Source organism: Pseudomonas sp. A-1, from assembly GCF_004801855.1.
Taxonomy (GTDB): Bacteria; Pseudomonadota; Gammaproteobacteria; order Pseudomonadales; family Pseudomonadaceae; genus Geopseudomonas.
Genome location: NZ_SSTC01000223.1, coordinates 1 through 896, shown reverse-complemented (window position 1 = coordinate 896; position 896 = coordinate 1). Strand labels below are relative to the sequence as shown.

At 66.6% G+C, this 896-nt stretch carries 1 protein-coding gene; it reads left to right on the top strand.

The window, feature by feature from the left end:
• Positions 1–896 (top strand): cytochrome ubiquinol oxidase subunit I (locus tag E5198_RS21270; protein ID WP_178084115.1); only part of this gene is annotated, 896 nt, incomplete at both ends.

The window sequence follows — 896 nt, the reverse complement described above, 5'->3', positions numbered from 1 at the left end:
GCGCCGCTGGCCATCGAAGGCCTGATGGCGTTCTTCCTCGAGTCCACCTTCATCGGCCTGTTCTTCTTCGGCTGGGACCGGCTGTCGAAGGTGCAGCACCTGGCGGTGACCTGGCTGGTGGCGCTGGGCTCCAACCTGTCGGCGCTGTGGATCCTGATCGCCAACGGCTGGATGCAGAACCCGGTCGGCGCCGAGTTCAACTACCAGACCATGCGCATGGAGCTGGTCGATTTCGGCGCGCTGATCTTCAACCCGGTGGCACAGGTCAAGTTCGTGCACACCGTGGCGGCCGGCTACGTCACCGGGGCGATCTTCGTGCTGGCGATCTCCAGCTGGTACCTGCTGAACAAGCGCGACCTGGGCTTCGCCCGCCGCTCGTTCGCCATCGCCTCGGCCTTCGGCCTGGCCTCGATCCTCTCGGTGATCGTCCTCGGCGACGAGTCCGGCTACGAGATCGGCGACGTGCAGAAGACCAAGCTGGCGGCCATCGAGGCCGAGTGGGAAACCCACCCGGCGCCGGCCGGCTTCACCCTGTTCGGCCTGCCCAACCAGGAGGAGATGCGCACCGACTACGCGGTGAAGATCCCCTGGGCGCTGGGCCTGATCGCCACCCGTTCGCTGGACGAGGAGGTCAAGGGCATCAAGGACCTGATCGTCGAGCACGAGGCGCGCATCCGCAACGGCATGACCGCCTACGCGCTGCTCGAGCAGCTGCGCGCGGGCGACCAGAGCAGCGCGACCATCGCCGCCTTCGAGGCGGTGAAGAACGATCTGGGCTACGGCCTGCTGCTGAAGAAGTACACCGCCAACGTGGTCGACGCCAGCGACGAGCAGATCCGGCTGGCCGCCAGGGACACCATTCCCCACGTGTTCAGCCTGTTCTGGAGCTTCCGCGC